Genomic DNA, 4,420 nt, shown 5'->3' with positions numbered 1-4,420 from the left:
AAACCCAGGAAGGGTTTCCTGCGCGATTTAGATCAAGAAGTTTTCCGAACTTTTTTGAAGTTCGGAAAACTTGCTCAGCCTGTCGAAAAGACGTTTTCGACAGGCTGAGGCGCGCCCGTTTTACGGGCGCGCCTCTTTCAATCCAGCTCCATGGAGAAATAGACCATATCCACCAGCTGCCGCCCCGCCTCGAAGATCGGGTGGTCGTAGTGGTCCGTGAAGAACCCCTCCACCCGGTGGCTCTCCCGGAAGCCGCAGGACTCGTAAAACGGGACGGTCAGAGGGCTGTCCCCGGTCCCGGCCAGGAGGCGGTCCCCCCGCCCCCGGCACTGCCGGACCACATGCTCCACCATGGCCCGTCCATAGCCCTGCCGCCGGCGGTCCGGGGCCACGGCGAGGTTTTTGATCTCGAGATCCCCGCCGCCCTCCTCCGTCACCACGCAGACGGCCCGGAGGGCCCCGCCGTCGTACAGGGCGTACAGCGTCCCCCGGTCCAGGTAGCGGCCGATCATATCCTCCTGTTCGTCCCCCAGGAGGAGCAGGGGGAGGTATGCCCGTTTATTGTCAAAAATTGTTCGGAACTCCACGGCGGTCCTCCCTGAAAAACCGGGCAAGCTAGTCCCGGAGGTGATCGTTCATGTACGGCGTGGAATATCTCAGCCTGGAGGACCTGCTGGATCAGGACCCTTCGGCTTATGAGTTCTTCCAGACCCTGTCCCCGGAGGTCAAGGCCCTGCTGGAGGACGACGATACCGTGACCTCCTTCGCCCGGCTACAGTCGAAGACGGCCCAGATGCGGCGGGCGGGGCTGATGGAATGAAAAGCCGCCTGGACATATCGTCCAGGCGGCGGTCTCCTCAGCGGCCGGCCTTGAGCTGGAACTTCTTGGTCTCGTCCTCCAGCTTGTGGACCTCCTCGAAGAGCTCCGAGCTGACGGCGGCGGACTCCTCGCTGCTGGCGGAGTTCGTCTGGACCACGGCGGAGATCTGACCGATGCCCTCGGTGACCTGGGCGATGGAGGCGGCCTCGCCTTGGATGGCCTCGGCGATGGCGTGGATGGTGGTGTTGGACTGCATCACGAGGTCCAGGGTCTTCTGCAAAGAGTCGGAGACCTGGCCCACGATCTGACTGCCCTGGGTCGTGGCCTTGACGGAGTTGTCGATCAGGACCTTCGTCGCTTTGGCGGCTTCGTCGGACCGGGTGGCGAGGCTCCGGACCTCGTCGGCCACGACGGCGAAGCCCTTGCCGGCGGTGCCCGCCCGGGCGGCCTCCACGGCGGCGTTCAGCGCCAGGATGTTGGTCTGGAACGCGATGTCCTCGATGGTGCCGATGATGCGTCCGATCTCCTGGGAGGAGGTGGTGATGTCCGTCATGGCGGCGACCATCTGCTCCATCTGCTGGCTGCTGAGGGTGACCTGCTCGCCGGTGAGGCGGGCGTTCTCCTGGGCCTCGGTGGCGGACTGGACGTTCTGCTCCGCGTTCTTGGAAAGGTCGTCCAGCGTGGCGTAGAGCTCCTGGACGGCACTGGCCTGCTCCGTCGCGCCCTGGGCCAGGGCCTGGGCGCCGCTGGAGAGCTGCCCGGCATGGCTGGTGACCCGGTCCTGGGTGCGGACGATAGTGCCGAGGGTGGCGGAGATGGTAGAGGTGAAGCTCTCCAGGGACTCCTCGATGGACCGGAAGTCGCCGATGTAAGGCGCGGAGGGCTTCACGTTGAAATTGCCCTTGGAGAGCTGGGCCATGATGCGGTTGATGTCCTCCACATAGCTGTCGATCAGGGCCATGGAGCTCTCCAGGGTCTTGGCGAGCTCACCCAGCTCATTGTCGGAGTGGTAGTCCATCTTCAGATCGAGACGGCCCTCCTGGAGGGGACGGGTGTGGTCCGTGATGGCGATGATGGGCGTCACCACGTGCTTGCCCACGAAGGTGACCAGGCCGATCAGGCAGACCAGCGCCAGTATCAGGCAGATGAAGCATACCAGCTGCATCTGGAGGATCAGGGACTGGAGACGGGCCTGCCCCTCCTCGTTGGCCTGGGTCTGGAGCTCCACGACCTCGTCCAGTCGGGACACCAGGGTGGAGATGTTGCTGAGGATGGTCTCCTGATAGTACTGCTGGGCCTGAGAGGGCCGGATCTTCAGCAGGTCCAGTACATGGGTAGCGGACTGGTGGATCTCCTTGTGGAGGGGCTCCATCTGGCTGCGGAGGGTCAAGACCTGGGGGTCCTCGGTCTCCGCGTCGCCGTAGAGCCACTGGCCCAGGACGCAGGTGGTGGGGTCGATGCTCCCGGTGAACTCGCTGCCTGCATAGAGGGCGTTGCTGAGGTTGCTGGCCCAGCGGTAGTGGGCGGTCTCCGCCTGCTGGGCGCGCTCGAGCAGGTCCGCGGCCTGGGTGCTTTCTTTCTGGACAGCCTGGATGCGCAGGATATTGGTCGTGGTGACGAAACTGAACAGTAAGATCGAGATCAGTGCCGCCGCCGTACGGATCAGGACCGTCCTTTTGATGCTTTTCCGCATAAACTATGTATCCTCCCGTCTCGTTTTCCTAAAAGCTTCTTCTCCATTGTAGCATGGTTCCCTATATAATGCAACCAGAAACGACGGCGATGCGCGCGAAATTTTCCGGGGCGGTCCCCGGGCGGCGGCGGCGCGTTCAGCAAAATCACGAAAACGATTGTCTCTGTACGGCGGACGATCGGACGGCAAAAATTTCCGGCTCTTTTGGATCGTCCTTCAAAGGAGGACAACAGGCTGTCCTCACGAGGACGTTCCCGCCGGGGGCGGCGGGATATGGGGGGATCTTTCTGTGTAGAATTCACCTTGCAAAATCGGAGGGAAGGACGTAAAATATGCGGCATACCAGGGACAAAGGTCCCGTCATATAGGAGGATGAAAAGAATGAAGAGATTTTTCACGATGCTCCTGGCTCTGGCCATGGTCCTGAGCCTGGCCGCCTGCGGCGGCAGCCCCAGCTCCGGCGGCTCGGACGGCGCCCAGCAGTCCGGCGGCGGCTCCGGCGATAAAGTCGTCCGCATCGGCGTGTTCGAGCCCGCCACCGGCGACTCCGGCGCCGGCGGCAAGCAGGAGATGCTTGGCATGCAGTACGCCAATAAGGAGACCCCCAGCGTGGTGATCGGCGGCGAGACCTATAACGTCGAGCTGGTCTACGCGGACAACGGCTCCTCCAGCGACAAGGCCCCCACCGCCGCCGCCGAGCTGGTGGGCAAGGACGTGAGCCTGGTCCTGGGCACCTACGGCTCCGGCTGCGCCATCGCGGGCGGCCCGGTCTTCGGCGAGGCGGGCCTGGCCGCCATCGGCGTGACCTGCACGAACCCCAACGTCACCGCGGGCAACGATTACTACTACCGCATCTGCTTCCTCGATCCCTTCCAGGCCCAGGTGCTGGCCTCCTTCGCCGAGGAGAAGTTCTCCGCCAAGAAGGCGTACCTGCTGGGCGAGCTGGGCAACGACTATGACCAGGGCCTGATCACCTATTTCGAGCAGACCTTCTCCGGCGAGGTGGTCAAGGACTCCTTCCCCACCAACACCTCCGACTTCTCCACTTACCTGAACAAGGCCGTGGCCGAGGGCGCGGACGTCATCTTCTGCCCCGTCTCCATCGCCTACGCCACCCAGATCCTGAAGCTGGCCGCGTCCATGGACCTGAGCATCCCCATCATGGGCTCCGACACCCTGGACAGCAACATGGTCCTGGAAGCCGCCAAGGGCTCCAACGTCCAGCTCTACGTCTCCACCTTCTATCAGGAGGGCGGCTCTCCCAAGTTCGATGAGGGCATCAAGGCCTGGCTGGCCGAGGACTCCACCGCCATGACCAACAACGGCGGCAACGACACCATCGCCGCGGTCACGGCCATGGGCTATGACGCCTATTACGTGGCCCTGGAGGCCCTGAAGGCCGCGGGCTCCACCGACAAGGCCGCCGTCAAGGCCGCCCTGCCCAGCCTCCAGTACACCGGCGTGTCCGGCGCGATCGCCTTCGACGACGTGGGCGACGCCGTCCGGGACACCGCCTATATCAAGACCGCCGACAATGCCGCCGGCGCTTGGAAGCTGGAGGCCGTCCAGACGGTGAAATAAGGGGGAGGACCCCGGGACATCCGCATGGTATCCGTCCGCCTGCCGGGGGAGATCCCCCGGCAGGTGGCGGCGTTCCTCAGGCAGTTCACAGGACCGCCTCGAAAGGGGCCCGTCCGGCCTTTTTCGAGACGGTCCTCCGCGCCCCTGTGTGTCTTTACATCTTAATGAACAAGGGAGGGTCCCTTCGTGCAATACGCCATTTCCATCCTGCTCTCCGGCGTGTCCCTGGGCGGGCAGTACGCCCTGATCGCCATCGGCTACACCATGGTCTACGGCATCCTGCGCCTGATCAACTTCGCCCACGGCGACGTGTTCATGGTGGCGGG

At 63.7% G+C, this 4,420-nt stretch carries 4 protein-coding genes and 1 pseudogene; 3 read left to right on the top strand and 2 right to left on the bottom strand.

Annotation, left to right across the window (positions count from 1 at the left end):
- Positions 1-137: 137 nt before the first annotated feature.
- A complete protein-coding gene (locus QZ332_RS13235; protein WP_295766285.1) occupies positions 138-587 on the bottom strand; it encodes a GNAT family N-acetyltransferase in 450 nt (149 codons plus the stop codon).
- A 50-nt stretch (positions 588-637) separates the two neighbouring features.
- On the opposite strand from QZ332_RS13235, the gene QZ332_RS13230 reads away from it, so the two are divergent.
- Entirely contained in the window at positions 638-820 is a 183-nt protein-coding gene (locus QZ332_RS13230; protein ID WP_295766283.1) for a hypothetical protein, read from the top strand.
- A 37-nt stretch (positions 821-857) separates the two neighbouring features.
- Here the strand turns inward: QZ332_RS13230 and QZ332_RS13225 are convergent, their stop codons facing one another.
- Positions 858-2,513: a methyl-accepting chemotaxis protein gene (locus QZ332_RS13225; RefSeq protein ID WP_295766281.1), complete on the bottom strand. Its 1,656-nt coding sequence runs from the start codon at positions 2,511-2,513 to the stop codon at positions 858-860.
- A gap of 381 nt (positions 2,514-2,894) precedes the next feature.
- Here QZ332_RS13225 and QZ332_RS13220 point away from each other — a divergent pair, with 381 nt between their 5' ends.
- Both QZ332_RS13220 and QZ332_RS13215 read left to right on the top strand, forming a co-directional pair.
- Complete coding sequence (locus QZ332_RS13220; protein WP_295766279.1) at positions 2,895-4,094, top strand: ABC transporter substrate-binding protein; 1,200 nt, start codon at positions 2,895-2,897, stop codon at positions 4,092-4,094.
- Positions 4,095-4,280: 186 nt separating this feature from the next.
- Positions 4,281-4,420, top strand: a pseudogene (locus QZ332_RS13215) (branched-chain amino acid ABC transporter permease); the annotation flags it as partial.

The organism is uncultured Oscillibacter sp. (genome assembly GCF_910584465.1).
GTDB lineage: Bacteria > Bacillota > Clostridia > Oscillospirales > Oscillospiraceae > Oscillibacter.
The sequence above is the reverse complement of the archived record's forward strand: the minus strand, read 5'-3'. Positions and strand labels throughout refer to the sequence as shown.